The organism is Empedobacter falsenii, from assembly GCF_013488205.1.
GTDB classification, from domain to species: Bacteria; Bacteroidota; Bacteroidia; order Flavobacteriales; family Weeksellaceae; genus Empedobacter; species Empedobacter falsenii_C.
The window spans coordinates 751,118-769,260 of the sequence record NZ_CP040908.1 but is presented as its reverse complement, the minus strand read 5'-3'; the positions used below and the strand labels follow the sequence as shown (position 1 = coordinate 769,260).

The window sequence follows — 18,143 nt, the reverse complement described above, 5'->3', positions numbered from 1 at the left end:
AAGTTAAACTTTTCCTTTCAAATATTCTTTATTTTTACACTTGATAATTTGTTTCAAAATGACCAAAAAACTTTTCCCAACATACGATATCTGTAACCTGAATACCGAAAAAAATAGTAATGAGTTGTTTTCCATCGATCGTTTTAGAGGTTATGTTGATAGTAATCCACATTTGCAGGAAGTTCACAGTCATAATTATTACCATTTGGTCTATTTTACAGAAGGTAGCGGCGAACATTTGATCGATTTTGAGAAGTTTGAGGCTAAATCTGGGACAATGTATTTTATGAAACCTGGACAAGTACACCAATGGTATTTTAAGGAAAAATATGATGGGTTTGTCGTGAATTTTTCTGATAATTTTTTTGATTGGATTGGAATTAATTCTTCTATTTTACAAAAATTTAGATTTTTACAATCTATTTTGGTGAAAGATCATGTGGTTGAAATTTCGCCAGATGTACAAGAAAAAATTTCAAGTTATTTTGAGGAAATGATAAATGAAAATCAAGAAAATAATCAATTCTCGAATTTAAAAATTGGTTTTCATTTGATGAATTTATTTATTGATATTGAACGAAGTTTGGAAGCTGTAAAAATTAAAACAAGTGATTATCAATCAGTGTTGCTGAATAATTTTCAGTCGCTTATCGATCAAAATTTCAAGACCAAAAAATTACCGAAAGAATATGCCGAATTGTTGTACATTACACCCAATCATTTGAACGCGTTGTGCAAAGATATTTTGGGAACATCGGCAGGTGAATTAATAAGAAGTCGCATTGTTTTAGAAGCAAAACGGTTACTTGTTAATAAAGAGATTTCTGTTACAGAAATTGCGTATTTACTCAATTTTCAGGATGCTTCTTATTTTGTGAAATTCTTCAAAAAATACACTGAGTTTACGCCAGAACAATTCAGAAAACAATATTATTCGTAATTATTTACTGCATTTTATAACATGATTAAACAGTGTTTTGAATGAAATATTTTATTTTTCTCCTTCTCTCTCCAAAAAATTCTAAATTTCTTCAAAAAATATTTTTTACAAGAAGTTAAATGTTAATGATTTGGCGTGTTTTAATTAAATACATTCAAAATATTATCAGAATAAATATTCATTTTAAAAATATTTTGCAGAATTAATACGCTACTATGTTATGCATATGTCGTAAAACTACTACATATTCGATTGTAAACGTTTAAAAATGGTTAATTAAAAAATCTGTTTCTAATTTAGTCATAGATGAAAATTAAAATAAATCAATCTTAAAATTTACAACTATGGCTAACAATTCAAGAGGAGTCTTAAAATTCAACGGTGGTGAGGATCAAAAAATCATCAAATTAGATTATCAAGTATCAAGAACTACTGATGTTTCGGGACGTGTAGCTTCTGATCCATCTAATGCTTTAATCAAAGTAACAGTAGAAGCAACTGAAAGTTCTACGATTTTGGAGAGTTTATTAAACGGAAAATATAAACCAACTGTTGGTGATATTACGTTCAATAAAGCGCACGAAGAAGGTGTTTTAATCAACTTGAAGTGGGAAAACGGTTACGTTATTCAACACGAATTAAATTTTGACGCGTTAAACGACAACAATATGTTAATTTCATTTGTCGTGAGTGCAGAGAAAATTGATTACGGAACAGCTTCTTACGACGGTGTTTGGCCTTCTGCTCGATAATTTATTTCAATCGAAAATCGCATAAGTTTACTAACCAACTAACTTATGAAATCTTGAAAACTCTTGGTGCGATGCGAAGGCTGCATCAGGAGTTTTTTGTTTGTAAATGAAAAAAGAGTATATTTAAAGTATTAAAAATCAAAACCTCTCACCTATGCAACTACCTTTCAAACCCTACAATGGTGCTAAGGCTATTGACGATAGCCAAGTCGCTGGAATTAATCGTTTAGCCAAATTATTAATCGTAATTGATGGTAAAATTGTTCCGCATTACAAGCATTTTTCTTTAAAACAACATAGCCAAACTCATCATCAATTCGAGTTAGTTTTGGATCATGATACCTTTGGTAATTATGAAAATCATAAACTCGAAACTTCAAATAAATTTTTAGGAAACCGCCTGACAGTCGTTATTCGTTACAAAGATATTGAGGATAGTCCTGAAAGAACTTTTGTCGGAGTCATTACAAAAGTAGGGTATTTACAAGAACATTCTAGCCTTGGAAATATCGTTTTATCGGGGTTTAGTCCAACTATTTTGTTGGATGGCGCACCGCATACACAGAGTTTTGGAGGTGATAGATCGGTTAACATGAGTATTATTGCCAATAAACTAATTAAAGAAGGACTTGGAGATTCTAAATTTGATATTCGGGTTGACGCAAAAGATGCTTCCGATATAGTTTACAGCACGCAATACAATGAAACGCATTACAATTATTTGGCTCGAATGGCTTCTGCTTATGGAGAACAATTTTTTTATGATGGTGAAGTCTTGCATTTTGGACAATTGCCGCCACAAAATAAACCGCTCAATTTGGTTTATGGTCGAAATGTAAATGATATTAGTATTGAGCTGAATGCGGTTCATACTAAACCTCAATTTTATGGCTATAATAGCAGTGATAACGCAAAATTAACTTCTGGTCAAACACCGCTTAAACACAGAAGCGATTTGGCTCAAACAGCTTATAAAAACAACGAGAATATTTTCAAAACTAAAGCTTTACAAGTCGCGCCTATCAAAGCAAATACGGATAAAGATGTAGTAAATGCGCAAGAAAGTGAGGCTGGACAAAAAGGTGTTGAAGTCTTTACAGTAAGCGGTTCTACATCGATTCCATTTTTGTATCCTGGTTGTGTAGCTGATTTAGAAATGCGCAAACAAGACAGCAACAAAACATCGTATTTTACTCGAATTATGATTACGGATGTGGAGCATGATATTGATACTTTAGGACATTATACGGAACGATTTAAAGCAATTGCTTCGGATACTGGATTTTTACCAAAACCTGAATTTACAATCCCAATTGCTCAACCTCAAATTGCAACTGTAATCTCAAATGCTGATCCAAAAGGACAAGGACGAGTGACCATTAAATTTGATTGGCAATTACATGATACAACAAATTTTATCCGCATGATGTCGCCTGATGCTGGAGGTACAGATCAAGTGACACAAAACCGTGGGTATGTTGCCATACCAGAAGTTGGCGATCAAGTAATGGTTGGCTTTGTACACAATCATCCTGACAGACCTTTTGTCATGGGCGGTATGTTTCATGGAAAAGTTGGATTGGGTGGTGGTGCGAATAATAGTGTGAAATCTATACAGACAAGAAGTGGACATCGTATTGTTTTTACAGAAGACGAAAGCATCATCATCACTGACAAATCAGGTAATGAAATTCATCTCGATACTATTGGTAGTAATATCAATATTACCGCTCCTGAAACGATTAATATAAAATGTAAGAATTTTAATATCGATGTTCAAGAGAATATGAATACAAGTGTTGGGATTAACCAAATGAATTCTATAGGCATGAATTTTACAAATAGTGTAGGTGTAAATTATATAGCAACTGCTGGAGGAATGATGACTAATAATGCAATTTTAGATTATAGTTTGATGGCTGCTAATATTATGGAAATTGCCAATGGTAATAAAACGTCTAAATCAAAAGAAGTTTTAGACCAATCAAGTGATAAAAAGATTATTTCTGAAAATAAAAATGAAATACATAGTCAGGGTTCATTTGATAATAATGGAGGTGAAGGAACAAAAATGCATTAATTATGGCAGGAGGAAAAATTACACGAATTGTTAAAGGAACTAACTCTATAGAATGCGAAAAATGGGAAGTTTATACAAATGATTTTTCTGCATATGCTAATAACGGAAGTTACTTTACAGCAGATGGAGGTACTAATTTTGGAACTCCAAAAGATCCACCACCGCCAAATAAATATTTTGTAAAAGGTTGGTGGACAGATAAAGAGGATAAACCTATTAAAGAAGCTAAAATACTAAATGTAGTTCGTTTTCATGTACAAACACAAAATATAGAAAAACCTGAAGGAAAAAATATTATGATAGCCTTGTATGAACATGATTATTCTATTCCTATTCCTTTGACTTTTGGATTAGCTAATTATTCTACAGACGATCATATCCGAATAATGCGAGGAAACAATGAAATAACAACTATGCAGTTGGATAAAGAAGGAAAAGGATATATAGAAATTTCTTTAGATTGGGGTTTGAATAATTTGTTTAACGAAGAAACATTGTATTTTAATGAAGAAGGGGGTGATTTGGAATTATATTTTAAATGTGGTTACGATGACCAAGAGAATGTTCATTTACCTAATAGTTTTGGAGATTATCTGAAGGTAAAACGTTCTGAACAAAATTTGTTTATAAAACCATTTTCAGTGGAAAATCAATACAATTTTCCAGAAATATTTAATCATTTAGGCGAGTTTATACTTTTTGCAATTGATAAAGATGATATATCATTTAAAAAGTTTGCAGCTGTTAAAATAAAAACAACCACATTTTTTAATTCAATAGAAGGAGTTAATTTATTTAAGAAACAAGTATTTACAGAAGGAATAGACTTTAGTACAAGAGCACATAATTTTAAAAATTTCACAGTCAATGAAGTAGAACATTTTTATAAAACAACAAAGCCAATCAAAATGGTTTACATAGAAGAAACTTTAAAGACAATAAAACTTGATCAATCTTATAAAGGCATAATTTCATATAATTCTATCAATAAAGTTTTGAAATACGGAAGAAATGCTAATTTAGTTTATGGCTCTTATCAATTGCTTACAGAAATGAAAGAAATGATACCTGTAATCAGTGAAAATGGAGAGTTCAATAAACCAAGCCTTTCTTCTTTTGTAGGCATGATTCCTATTTCTGCTCCTTTGGCATTTGGTTTTGCTGTACTAGAATGGATATCGATGGATATTGTAAAAGAGTTCGACGATATGTACGAAGAACTGAAAATAATAAAACTAGAAAATGCCAAAAGAAGTGGACTAACACAAGTAAGGAATTTGTTGCATTTTGGTAGAGAAACAGATTATAAAGATTATGAGTTTATAAAAGATGTTCCGCAGATAACTATTGATAAATTGTTGAAAGGAGAAATAAAGAATATTATTGATTTAGAAAAAATTAGAATAAATGATGACTATGCCATTTATGAAAAAAAAATTCAAGGTCAAGAAATTAACGAAACAAAGTATTCTCTAATCATAAGAAAACAAAGAGATGAATTAATTAATGATGATATTTTTATAATAGAAAGTATTATAATACAACCTGAAAAATGAAACAAATAGCATTACTCCTGATTTTAATTCTTTTTAGTTGTAAAGGGCAAAGTGTAGATACATTAGAAGAAGTAAAAAATTCAGAATTAATAAAGATAGAAGTAATAGGATTAAAACCTAAAACAGATAGTCTGTTTACATCCTTTACTATACCTAAAACATATTTATTAAAAAGTAGTAAAAAAATAAAATTTATTGATATTAATTATTATAATCATCCTCATAATAATAATCAAACAGGTTATATAATTTATGATAAAATTATTAATCCAGAGGACAGTATTAATATTAATCTTTTTTATTATAAATTAATATCTATTGAAGATTTTAAAAAAATAACGAATCAAACTGATTTTAAAAATAACGAAATTTATAAAGTAATTGATAATAACGAAATTTATAACATTTTGGAAGGATATAAAAAAGACGATATTAGATGTACGTTGTCAAAATAAATGGGACACCTCTTTCTAAAAATTAAGAGAGGGTTTGGTTTATAAATTTATTATTTTTTCTTGAAAATACAATTGCCTTCTTTTGGCAATCGTTTGCCGTTTAATAATTGCTCTTTGTTCTAAAATTTTATCTGCTCTACCAAAATATACATCTGAAGGTGTAAGGTTGTTCAAAGCCTCATGATACCTGCAATTGTTATAGTTTTCTACAAACTTATTTAAGGCTTCAATCAGCTCATCAGGATGGTAATAATGATCCAGTTTTACTACATTTTTCATCGTTCTGTGGTACCTTTCGATTTTCCCTTGCGTTTGAGGATGCAGAGGCTTTCCTCTAACATGTTTCATTTTTTGAGTATTTTTCAAGTAATCTTTTAACTCACTTGATACATAACAAGGTCCATTATCAGATAATAATTTTGGTTTCTGTTTCGTTTTTAATTTCGCTTTTTCAATAGCTGTTTTTACAGTTCTTTTCACATCTTCAGCTTTCATTGAACTGCATAATTCCCAATGAATAATATATCGGCTGTAATCGTCTAAAATCGTGCTCAAATAATACCATCCCCATCCAATAATTTTAAAATAAGTAAAATCTGTTTGCCACATTTGATGAACAAAATTCGTTTTATCTTTAAATTCATTCGCTGCTGAAATCAGAATGTGATTGGGCGCTGGAATTAAATCTCGTTGCTTCAATATCCGATAAACACTCGATTCCGATATATAAATCCCTAATTCATCGGTCATTTTAAAAGCCAGTTCTCTAGCAGATAATTCAGGATAATCCAAAGCTAATTCTACAATTAAATCTTTCTGAGATTCAGGAATACTATTCCATTTTCGATGCATTGAATAACGTTTAGATTCTAAACCCTCAAATCCATTTTCTAGATAATTTGAATACCATTTGTAAAATGTACTTCGTGCTATTCCAAATTCCTCTAAAGTACGTTTAACTCCAATTTCTGAACGAGTTACAGTCTGAATTATTTCATATTTTTCACTTGCTGATAATCGCATATATTTCTTAAATTTATTGATTAATCCAACGAATCCAAGGTTTTTTTTACGATATCATAACGCACAACTAAATCGGCTACAATCTCTTTTAATTGTAAATTTTCTTTGCGGAGATCAGAAACTTCATCACTTGTTGCTTCACGTGTAATATCACCAGATAATCGCTTTTTACCAGCTTCTAAAAACTCTTTGTTCCACTTATAAAATTGAGATTGTGAAATAGCATATTTGCGACAAAGTTCAGCTACTGAAATCTCAGCACGTAAGGCTTCCATCACAATTAAAATCTTTTGTTCCGCTGTAAATATTCGTCTTGTGTTTTGACGAATATCTTTTACAAATTTTTCAGGAGTTTTCTTTTTTGAATTTGCCATAATTAAAATTAATGCTTTTAAAAACACTATCTTAAATTTTAGGTCTTAGATGTCCACTTTTTGCTGACGATTTACACATGAGCAACTATGTTATTCTGAAAAATATCATTTAAAGGATTTAAAAATAATTTATTTTCTAAACTCCATTTACGATATTCCTTTTCTTCTAAACTATCCCCTATAGAAACATCTTCAAAATCATTTTTATTATTTAAAAATGTAATATCCACTTTACTCTCTATTACTGATAATATACGTAAAAAATCAGTTTTAGCCTCAGGATAAATACCGTCTAACTTAATTGCTTTTTTCAAAAAATTGTTAGATTCTTTTAAAAAAAATGCTCTATGGTGATCATCATAAAGAACTTGAGCATAATGGAATAAACCAAATCCTAAATTTCCTATTGCCATTGGAAAATTATCTTTAAGATTTATAGCTAAACACCAGCATTCTACCGCTTCTGAAAATCTACCTAAATGTGATAAATTATTTCCGAGATTAGTTAAAATTTCACATTTTCTATTTATATTATTTGAATAATTTGAATAATATAAAGCTTTTCTACAGTTCAAAATTTCCTGAACTAATTCTTCACTTTCAAAATCCCAATATAAAGAGGTATTTAATTCCTGAAACATCATTTTTTTATAAGACCAAGCATTTGACAAGTTATAATAAAATGTCATTTTATCTTCATCTGAGTATTTATTTAAATCAACTAAAGAAGATATTTCAATACCTTTATTTAAGGCATCTATTAAATTTAATTCTCTTGAAAACTCATAAATACTCCCTAAAATTAAATTTATTTCATTAGGTTTTTCATTATTAATTTCAGTTATGCCTAAAAAAACATTTAACTTATTTAGCATCTGATTTTCTCTTAACATAGAATAAAATATTTAAGCTACTTATTTTTCATTATTATGAACTATGAATCATAAATAAAATTATATTTTTATGATAAATTTTATTTGGCTATTAATTTCTCCTATTCCAATCCATACTTTTGAATTAAATTGTGATTTTTTATATTTTATATAATTTTCTAAAACTTCTAACAAATTGTCTTCACATGAATCAATCATATAAGTAAATCCAAAACCACCTTCATTTTGAGTATAAATTGAACAATCATGTAATTTTTTATCTATTTTAAATTGATCTATTGTTTTTTTATATTTCTGGGTTAAATCAAAAATTGATTTAGGATTAAAACTTAATAAATATAATGAAGTCTCTATGGAATAATTAAGATTAGACATATCTATTTTGGTAATTAATTCTTTAAAAATCTTATTCTTAAAATAAGAAGGTTTATTTATATTTAAAATTCCCTTTTGAATTTGAAAATAATAATCATTTATAAAATCTGTTTCTGGTGAAAATTGAAAATAACTAAAATCTTTATTTTCCAATAAATTTAGTATATTACCTCCTAGACCTTTCAAGAAATAACCTATTAAATCTAATTCTTCAAAAATATAAGTATTAGAATATTTTAAATAAGAATTTCTAAAATCTAAGTATTTAAAAAACAATGAAGGAGTTTCAAACAAATCATTTATAATAACTAAATCATACAAACTTATTACCCATGGAAAATTTGATTTTTCAAAAAAATCTTCATTATCATTATTTTTAATAATAGGAACGATATTCCCAAATTGCTCCAATGTTAATGAAACCAAATAAACCTCTTTATAATCAGAAATTTTTAAATTTAATTTTTGATTTAGCTTATTACTAAATTCTACTTCTTTTTTTTCTTTCAAATAACTTAAGGCACGTAACGCTTGATTATGTGAACTTATTAAGATATCTTCTAATTGATCTTTTACCTTCAGATAATGACCTGATTTTGCTTTAGAAGATAATTTATTCGCCTTAGCTTCAATTATAAATAAATATTCATTAAATATTATTATACCATCAGTCTCCATTCTGCTTTCAGTTGAACCATAAAACATATTCGAATACTGTTTAGCTCCAGGTAGAATATTTTGAAAATACTTTTCAGAAGTTATTTGCAAAAAATTATGTTTTTGCTTTGTGAATTTTCCAAATAACTTACTATTCTTTTTAAAAAAATTTTCAAATAACTCACTAGCACACCATGTTAAAAGAGGAACTGAAGTTAATAAGTAAGAATCTTTATTTTTTATGAATGGCTTCTTTATTAGGATATTTTCAGAATTAAAAATATCTAAAGAATCAGGTAAAGAATTAAATCCTATAGAAAAAATATCAAATAAAGAAGTAACATTTCTTATATCTATATTTAAGAATTCTGACAACTCTTCCAATTTAAAAACCCAAGACTTTTCAACATTATATAAGAATTGTATTTTAAAAAAGTTTACAAAATATTCTCTAATTTCAGATTCATTTTTTTTGACCAAATCACTAAAATCTATATCATTATATATAATATTCTTTTTTTTAGATTTTCCTTTTTTTAATTTAATTGTTTCTCTTGTAAAGAAATTTGAGAGATTATTATATTGTTTTCTCTGTTTTTCAAGTCTTTTAGTTAAGAACTCTAATAAGCCATCACTAATTAATAATATATCTGATAAAGTAAATCCAAAAGACTGATAAATTTGATCATTAAAAGGTTTATATAATTCTTTTGAAAACTGTAAATGATGAATAGGATGACCAGGGTTTTTAACCGTTTTTGTTTCTAATTCTATTTTGGAACTAATTTCATTAAGTAAATCTCCTTTAATATACTTATCTGATAAATCTTTAGAAGTTCTTAGACTACAATAATTTAAAGTAGCCTCTTGAATTTCAAAATAATAGCTAAGTTTATCTTCGTCATTTACATTAGAATTATCAACAATTTCATTTTTTAAACATTGATTTGCTACAACTTCAGAAACAAAATAATTTCTTCCTTTTCTATAATCCTCATATTCATCTTTAGAATGTAGAGAATTGAAATAAGCCAAGAATGATAATAATTCTAAAGAGTTAATCTTTCTAGATATACCTTCTATTACTTTAAAATTCTCATTTATTTTTTCTTGATAATTAACATTCAATTCCATCTTTAAATTATATAAACTTAATATTCAACCACAAGTTAACAACTAATTATAATAGTTAGACATTAAATTTATATTTTTAGCTATTAATAAAAATGAGAACTCATAAAGTATACATACCTAATTAAATTAAAAAAATGATTTTATCAGCTTTCTATATCCCAAAAGGATCTATTGAACATTTATTCGGAAAAGATCATCAAGGATTTATTATAAATCTTGGAGGTAAAAATTTTTACACGGCAGAATTTAATTCTGATGTTTTATATTTAGAACTAAAACAAAAGAATCAAGAATTTATTTCTGATTTTTTTGCTCCAGAAATTTCTAATATTAGTGCTATTGTAGGTAAAAATGGCATTGGAAAAACTACATTATTAAGAGTTATAAATGAATGCATAGACAAAAAGAGTATTAAGTGTTTATATATATTTGAACATAACGAACAAATATATATTTTAAATGAAATTGAAAATCAATCATATTTACCTATATACTTTAAACCTATTGAAATAGCTAAAAAAAGTTATTCTACTATATTTTATAGTTCTGAAACAGATCTTGATTTAAGAAGTGCAATGCAATTCGTTTATGACATTGAAGGAAATTATACATTAGAAGATTTGAGTTTAAAACAAACAACAAATAATCTTAAATTTCTAACAAATCCTATTTCTCATAAGATCAAAAAAATTTATGATGACTTCCCTTCTTATGATGAATTGCATATTAGTATAACAAATCATAAAAAAGATTATTTTAAATATGTTTATGCAAACGCTAATTTAGGAAACCAAAATAGAGTTGATGTTTTAAAAACCTATATAAACGGAGATTTACAAAGAATAAAAGATAATACATTAACTGATTCAATAAATAATATTTTAATCAATTATTTACAAATAATAAATAGTAATGGATTAAATCATATGTTTGATGAATTATGGAATTTAGATGAATATAAAAAAAATACTACATCACAAACTATTCATCAAAAGCAAGATTTTATCAATAACTTTGAAATTACAATATTAAGTTATCTTATACTTAATACCACATTTCCTAGAACACCATTTCAAGGCTATTATAATTTCAACTTGATCTTAGAAGCTAATTCTTTTGAAGAAAAGCTTAATTGTTTTCTAGAGTTATTTTTAACAAATAGTGATAATTTATTAACCACATCATTATTAGATTGCTTTGGTAAAATTGAGTTAAGTAATTATAGTGAAATATCTAAAAAAGTAACCTATTATAAAACCAATCAAGCTCATAAATTTACTAAAGAGCAATTTAAAGAAATAGATGCTGTAAATCTTGCAGAAATGTATTTAAATCAAATGAATGCGATTTACAATTATTATAACTATTTAAGAAATATAATAAATGATAATAGTTTAAAAATTGAAAAAGACAAATTAATATTTGATACTCAAATACATTCTATTGAAATACTTAATGTTTTTGTAAATAATTATAATAGCTTAATCGATTCAGTAAAGAACTTACCTTTAAAGATAAAATTTTTAGATTTTGAACCAAATAAAGTACTTTCAACAGGTGAAAAATCAATTTTAAAGTTTTATGCTAATATCCATAATTATATTCAATCAAATCTTAATAGAAGTGACTATAAAAAGGAACAATTTTATTTATTTCTCTTAGATGAACCCGAGCTAGGTTACCACCCTTTGTGGAAGAAAAAATTCATTAATGCTTTAAGTACAACTTTTCCTTTGTTATTAGATGAATTTAAAAATGTAGAGATTGAAAATAAATTAATTGAAGACTCTACAAATAATCATTATATACAAATAATATTTACAACACACGACCCTCTGACATTATCAGATATCCCTTCAAAAAACATTGTTTATTTAGATCAAAATAAAGATTCAACAACAAAAATTGATGATGGTTTAACAAATACAAAAAAAACTTTTGGTGCTAATATTCACGAGTTATTAGCAGATAGTTTCTTTATTTCAAACGGATTAATTGGTGAATTTGCAAAAGAAAAAATTGATAAAACACTTCATCTGTTAAATTTAAAAATAACTGAAAATGAAAAACATAAGGTAGAAGTAAAAATTGATGAGTTACAAAAAAAAGAGATAAAAAAAATGATTGATATAATCGATGAACCTATCATCAAATTTAAATTAATTGAAATGTTTAATCTTGCATTTCCTTCTTCAAATCATATTGATGAAGAAATTCAATTATTAGAAGAAAAGCTAAAAGAATTAAAATCTAGAAAAAATGATTAGTATAAGAGGATCTATACCTGATAAAATAATCAATGAAGCTTTTGAAACTCATACAAATTTCGTAATTAAAGAGGTTAATATAAGAATTGATTTTTATATAAATTTATTTGAAACTATAAAAAATATTAAGAAAAATACGAAAGTTACTATAATAGAAGAAAAAGTTAAAAAACATATACATCACACTCAATATGAATCATTTATCAAGATTATATATATTAAAGAAAAATCATTCACCAAAAAAAAATACAGTTGGTTAAAGAAAAGTAATCTTTTTAAAGATGAACTAAGAGATTGTAATAAGGTAATTCATCAACTAAAGTTATTAAAAAAATGCACAAAATATATTATATCATTAGATTTATCAAGCAATGAAAATAATCTTAAAATCTATTTAAAGTTCAGGAATAGAATAAATTTAATTAAATGTTTATTATCTAAAATTTTTGACTACGATAATTGGTTTAATATATTAGATTTAAATAAAGATTGGGGACCATATCAATTAACTACAAAATTAGATTTGAAAACTTGTTGTTATTGTAACAACAATTATACTTTTAGTATTACAGAAGGTCAAAAGAAAGTAATGCGACCAGATTTAGACCATTTTTTACCAAAAAGTGAGCATCCTCTTTTAGCTTTAAGTTTTTATAATTTGATACCCTCTTGCAAAATATGTAACCAAACTTTAAAGCATGACGTTAGTTTTAATTATGAGGACTATATTTCACCTTATGAAAATAATCCAAATCATAATTATTTACAATTTGATTATTATCCAAAAGATTATGAAGCTTCAATAGGTAATTCTGATAAACTATATATAATAACTAAAAATAACGGTTTAGTGTATGGTCAAGAAATCTTTAATAAGTTAAAAAATCATCAAAAAGTTTTTAAATATGATATTGTTTATAATTTACATACAGATATAGTAAGAGATATTATAAAAAAAAGAGTTATATCTAATGATAAGTACATTGAAACGTTGATTAAAACTTTTCCTACTGCAAATTTATCTATAGAACAAGCTTATCAAATTGCCTATGGTAATTACTATAATGAAAAAGACTTTATAAAAAGACCTTTATCTAAACTCACAAAAGACATTGCTATTTCTATAGGAATTATTAAGATTAAAAAGCCATAAATATTTATTAGAATCCATACACTATTAAAGTAACTTAAAACCATCTGTAAGAACAATGAATAACGAAATAAATAAACAAAAAATAAACGCTAGTGCACTTTATAAACTTATCACAAAAGAAATGGTTTATGAAGTTAAAGAGCAATTATTAGCAAGTAGAAATAAACTAAATGACTCTAATTATGTAGTCATAATTAATAATGAGCCTTATCCACCTAAAGATGTTATTAGATTTATAGCTAATCAAAATAATTATGACTTAGATGATAAAACTTTAAAAGGTGGCAAAGCAAATAAACCTTTTGAAGAACTTGGGTTTTTAGTTATTAATAAAAAAGATTATCCAGTTTTTGATGGAACTAGATTAGCTCCACAAATTAGAAAATATCAAGATACAATTAATAATACAGAATGGTTAAGTAAAAATGAAGGTTATAAATTTAACTTTATCAAATGGTTTGAAAAAAATGTAGATATTAATACACTAACTAACGAAGAAGTTATTTCTAAAATAAACGAGTCACAAGAATTATACTTTCAACCAAACTCTAAAGAGAAAGGAGTTAATTTTATAAAGTCTATCAAAAGATATAACGATGATTATGTTACAATTGAAGACTTAATCAAAATTAGAAAAATCATAAATAAGGAGATACCTGTAACTAAAGAAAACCTTACTTTATCCTTTAATTTATTACCAAAAACTAGTGTTTATTTAAATCTTTTTAAACCTGATGAATTCACCTTTTATGACTCCAAATCTTCTCCTTCTTATGAATTTTTAGCAGACTCTAAAAATTATCCTAAAATTGATTTTAAAGCATTTCAATTCAATCAGATTTACTATAAAAACATAAAAAAATATTTAAAAGAAAGTCATTTAAATACTGATGTGTTTAAATCTCTTTTAGAAGTGGATGAATTAAATGAATTACATTGGAATTTCATTACTCAAGACTTTCTTTTTTTCATTGCTAACAAAATTATGATGAAAGAAACTCTTCAAGATACTTATGATAAGTTTTTATACACTTTTGATTTCGAAAATGACAATTGGTATAACCAACTAAAAAAGTATTCTGAAATAGCTCAAATTTTAAAATCTAATAGCAAAGAGAATAAATACAAAAATTATGATGAATTAAATCAAGATTTTAAATCACTTTGTCAAGATGAAAATGAAGATTTTTTACAACGATATTTATTTGAGTCAGATAATGGATTTTCAAGAATTAGAAATCAATTGATTGAAAATACTAATAGAAAACTAATAAGGGATAAGATTAACTCTGAATATTCACTAATTAATGAAATATTAATAAGTTCAGATAAAAGAGAAACATATCAAAAAATACATCATTTAATAGATACAAATAAATGGACTGTAATCACTCGCTTTACTAGAGCATTATTTCCTTTTGATTTTACATCTATTGATTCATATAAGTTTTTTAATTTATTAGTCAAAAAACTTAATGATGAATTTGAGATTGAATTTGAAACTAAAAATCAAATTGATTTAAATGAACAAATCATCAATCTAATTGAGTTTGATGATATTTATAAAGCTCAAATATTCTTCTGGTTTTATACAACTCAAACTTATGATTTGGAGAATTTAGAAGAAAGTGATGTAAATGAAGAAATAAATGAATATGAATTAGCTAACAACTCTATGAAAAATATACACCCTTTAAATCAAATCCTATTTGGCGCTCCTGGTACAGGAAAAACACATGAAACTAAAAAACTTGCTGTAGAAGTCATTGAAAATAGAAAATTAGATTCCCTTTCAAGAGAAGAAATTACTGTATTATACGATAAATATTATGCGAATGGTCAAATAAACTTTACTACATTCCATCAAAGTATTAGTTATGAAGATTTCATAGAGGGGATTAAGCCTCAGGTTTTTACAGATGAAAATGAAAATAAAACCGTAGTATATGATGTAGAAGATGGTATTTTTAAGAAGATGTGTCAATTGTCTGCTACAACGAATAATAATGTTATTAAAAATCAAAATATCAACTTTAGCAAAATAAACTTTTATAAAATGAGCTTAGGAGGTATTAATAACCTTGATTTACATAATTGGTCTTTTGAAAATAATCTTTTATTACTAGGTTGGGGTGATGATAAAGATTTTACAGAATTAAGCAAAATAAAAGATTGGAAACTTTTTAGGGATAAATTTAAACAAGACTTTCCTGAGCTAGTTGAAGAAAGTAAATATGTAATACAAGCTGTATTTACTTTTCAAAAAATGAAAATTGGAGATATCGTTTTTGCATCTAAAGGAAATAAAATTATAGACGCTGTTGGAATAATTGAGAGCGAATACTTTTATGACAGTTCTAAAGAAATTGATAAATATCAATTTAGAGAAGTAAAATGGTTGGCAACAAATTTAGATATTCCTGCCGAAAAATTTTTAAAAGTTAAAATTACTCAAGCGTCTATGTATGAGTTTAACAAAAATGATATTAAAATTAATGAGCTAACTGAATATTTCAATACCAATGAAACTGTTAATAACAACCATGTAATAATTATAGATGAAATAAACAGAGGAAATGTTTCTGCTATTTTTGGGGAGTTAATTACATTGATAGAGGACACTAAAAGAAAAGGAACTACTATTGTAAATAACGAAGCTATTGAAGTTGAATTACCTTACTCTAAAGAAAAATTTTCAGTTCCTGATAACTTATTTATCATTGGAACTATGAATACTGCTGATAGAAGTGTTGAAGCTCTAGACACTGCATTAAGAAGACGTTTTTCATTCGTAGAAATGAAATCTAATCCTGATATCTTAGAAAGTTGTCATAAAAGTAAAGGTATTATTACGACAAATGAAGGAGTAACTATTTACTTAATTGATCTACTTAAAAAAATAAATGAAAGGATTGAAGTTCTTATTGATAAAGACCATCAAATTGGACATTCATTTTTTATCAATGTAAATAGCTTAGATGATTTAAGAGTAGTATTCAAAAATAAAATTAATCCTTTGTTAGAGGAATATTTCTATGGAAACTTTGCTAAAATTGGATTAGTATTGGGTGAAAAGTTCTTAGAAGAAATACATAGTAATAAAGATATTTTCGCAAAATTTGAATATGAAGAACGTTCATTTCTAACTGAAAAGAAAGTTTATCAATTAAAAGATCCTTTTAAACTAAATGCAGACGATTTTGGAAGTATCTAGTTCAAGAAAAAAAATTATCCAAGTATTTGAATTTCAAAAACTAAGACTTGATGAATCCAATGAATTCAATAGATCTCATTTTGATGCTATGGTTTTATTTAATGAAAAAAACCAAAATAAATATTTTACTGTTATTCATAAAGGAGTGCAATTCAATAATTATGTTGGAGTTATACAGATTGGAGGATTAACAATAGAAATATTGCCTAAAGCAGACAAGGAAAGTACTCCAGATAAAAAACTATGGCAAAGTGTATTACTTAATATGTTGAATACTTGTAAACATATAGAAGTAGATAGTGTTTCTGAAACTTCATTAAACAAAAAGTACAATTCTATTTTAGATATATATTATGAAATGTTTCTAAATGAAGTAGAATATTTGATAAAGATTGGGCTTATAAAAAAATATCGAAGAATTGAAAATAACGAAAATTCATTAAAAGGAAAACTTTTATTTTCAAAGAATATTCAACACAACTTAATTCATAAAGAAAAGTTTTATTGTGAAAATCAAGTTTATGATAAAGACCACTTAATTCACCAAATTATTTATAGAGGATTAATAATCTTAAAAAAATTAATTAGTGATTCTTTAGCAGACAAATTAAACCGAATAATAGGTGAATTTGAAGATATTAAAGTTATTAATATAAATGCAACACATTTTGAAAAGTTAATCTTAAATAGAAAAAATGATAGTTATAGAAAAGCTATTGATATAGCTAAAATGATTATACTTAATTATTCTCCAAATTTAAATGTTGGTAACGATAATATGATTGCACTTTTATTTGATATGAATAAACTTTGGGAAGAATACATATTTAGAGTACTTAGTAAGCATAAACCTATTGATTTCTCTATTTCTTATCAAAATTCTGACAAATTTTGGGAATCAAAATCAATAAGACCTGACATTGTTATATCAGATAGTAAAACTAATTACATCATTGATACAAAGTGGAAAATAATTGAAGCTAACAACCCATCGGATAATGATTTAAAACAAATGTTTGTATATAATCTTCATTGGAAATCGTCTAAAAGTATTCTGCTTTATCCAAAAGTACATCAAAAAGATAGTGAATTTGGTAATTATCATTATAAGCACATAGAAGACTCTTTAAATCAATGTAAAATTGGTTTTGTTAGTTTGATAGAAAATAATTTTATGAAAAAATCAGAAAAAATTGCTGAAGAAATTTTTAGAAAGATAATATAATCTGTACAAATATGTGGTGAATAATAACTTATTTACTTATCGTAT

11 protein-coding genes and 1 pseudogene are annotated in these 18,143 nt (G+C 26.1%); 9 read left to right on the top strand and 3 right to left on the bottom strand.

Annotation, left to right across the window (positions count from 1 at the left end; translation table 11 throughout):
- Positions 1 to 58: 58 nt before the first annotated feature.
- The 5 genes from FH779_RS03675 (at position 59) to FH779_RS03655 (ending at position 5,783) form a co-directional block, all read left to right on the top strand.
- Positions 59 to 940 carry an AraC family transcriptional regulator gene (locus tag FH779_RS03675; protein ID WP_180906100.1) on the top strand — a complete coding sequence of 294 codons (882 nt, stop codon included), beginning with the start codon at positions 59 to 61 and terminating at the stop codon, positions 938 to 940.
- A 344-nt stretch (positions 941 to 1,284) separates the two neighbouring features.
- Positions 1,285 to 1,692 carry a type VI secretion system tube protein TssD gene (gene tssD, locus FH779_RS03670; RefSeq protein WP_180904904.1) on the top strand — a complete coding sequence of 136 codons (408 nt, stop codon included), beginning with the start codon at positions 1,285 to 1,287 and terminating at the stop codon, positions 1,690 to 1,692.
- A 154-nt stretch (positions 1,693 to 1,846) separates the two neighbouring features.
- Complete coding sequence (locus FH779_RS03665) at positions 1,847 to 3,772, top strand: type VI secretion system Vgr family protein (protein ID WP_180906099.1); 1,926 nt, start codon at positions 1,847 to 1,849, stop codon at positions 3,770 to 3,772.
- Positions 3,773 to 3,774: 2 nt separating this feature from the next.
- Complete coding sequence (locus FH779_RS03660) at positions 3,775 to 5,328, top strand: hypothetical protein (RefSeq protein WP_180906098.1); 1,554 nt, start codon at positions 3,775 to 3,777, stop codon at positions 5,326 to 5,328.
- Positions 5,325 to 5,783: a hypothetical protein gene (locus FH779_RS03655; RefSeq protein ID WP_180906097.1), complete on the top strand. Its 459-nt coding sequence runs from the start codon at positions 5,325 to 5,327 to the stop codon at positions 5,781 to 5,783. The genes FH779_RS03660 and FH779_RS03655 overlap by 4 nt, the downstream gene beginning before the upstream one ends.
- A 39-nt stretch (positions 5,784 to 5,822) precedes the next feature.
- Here the strand turns inward: FH779_RS03655 and FH779_RS03650 are convergent.
- The 3 genes and pseudogenes from FH779_RS03650 to FH779_RS03640 all read right to left on the bottom strand — a co-directional run bounded on the left by FH779_RS03650 (position 5,823) and on the right by FH779_RS03640 (position 10,239).
- Positions 5,823 to 7,180, bottom strand: a pseudogene (locus tag FH779_RS03650) (IS3 family transposase).
- Between the two features lie 71 nt (positions 7,181 to 7,251).
- A complete protein-coding gene (locus FH779_RS03645; protein WP_180906096.1) occupies positions 7,252 to 8,073 on the bottom strand; it encodes a hypothetical protein in 822 nt (273 codons plus the stop codon).
- A 60-nt stretch (positions 8,074 to 8,133) separates the two neighbouring features.
- Entirely contained in the window at positions 8,134 to 10,239 is a 2,106-nt protein-coding gene (locus FH779_RS03640; RefSeq protein WP_180906095.1) for a hypothetical protein, read from the bottom strand.
- Positions 10,240 to 10,373: 134 nt separating this feature from the next.
- Between FH779_RS03640 and FH779_RS03635 the strand changes: the two genes are divergently transcribed.
- The 4 genes from FH779_RS03635 to FH779_RS03620 are packed head-to-tail and all read left to right on the top strand — an operon-like array spanning position 10,374 to position 18,098.
- Positions 10,374 to 12,506, top strand: coding sequence for an AAA family ATPase (locus tag FH779_RS03635; RefSeq protein ID WP_180906094.1), 2,133 nt, complete (start codon positions 10,374 to 10,376; stop codon positions 12,504 to 12,506).
- Positions 12,499 to 13,659, top strand: coding sequence for an HNH endonuclease (locus FH779_RS03630; protein ID WP_180906093.1), 1,161 nt, complete (start codon positions 12,499 to 12,501; stop codon positions 13,657 to 13,659). Before FH779_RS03635 ends, FH779_RS03630 begins: the two co-directional genes overlap by 8 nt.
- 55 nt (positions 13,660 to 13,714) lie before the next feature.
- A complete protein-coding gene (locus FH779_RS03625; RefSeq protein WP_221414071.1) occupies positions 13,715 to 16,873 on the top strand; it encodes an AAA family ATPase in 3,159 nt (1,052 codons plus the stop codon).
- A complete protein-coding gene (locus tag FH779_RS03620; RefSeq protein ID WP_244958015.1) occupies positions 16,860 to 18,098 on the top strand; it encodes an McrC family protein in 1,239 nt (412 codons plus the stop codon). The genes FH779_RS03625 and FH779_RS03620 overlap by 14 nt, the downstream gene beginning before the upstream one ends.
- Positions 18,099 to 18,143: the final 45 nt, after the last annotated feature.